Below are 369 nucleotides of genomic sequence, written 5' to 3'. Positions count from 1 at the left end.
TTCACCGTCGCTTCGGTGATGGTCACGCTCAGCGGGCCGCCGTCTTTGTAGACGTCATCACCCTGGACTGGGGCGGTGTAAATCGCACTGGTCTCACCAGCTTTAACCGTGACGGTGCCGCCGTTGCTGAGCTTGACGGTCAGGTCGTCCTTCAACGCCTGGTTGAGGGTGATGGTGAAGGTCGGATTGGCGTTTTCGAATACGTCGCCGTTGCCTTTGATGCTCACGGTGACGGTGTCCACGGTGTCGTTGATCTGCACGACGCCTGGTTCTTTGCTCAGTTGCAGGTCTTCGAAGACCTGGTCCTTCACGGTGGCGCTGTCGATGGTGACGCTCAGTGGACCGCCGTCTTTGTAGACGTCATCACCC

At 58.8% G+C, this 369-nt stretch carries 1 protein-coding gene; it reads right to left on the bottom strand.

Going from position 1 to position 369, the window contains the following annotated elements; all coding sequences use genetic code 11:
- The coding region (locus ACZYR5_RS29600; RefSeq protein ID WP_489092925.1) for an immunoglobulin-like domain-containing protein at positions 1 to 369 on the bottom strand (369 nt) is incomplete at both ends.

Source organism: Pseudomonas sp. F007, assembly GCF_057814275.1.
This window is presented reverse-complemented; position numbering and strand designations above follow the sequence as displayed.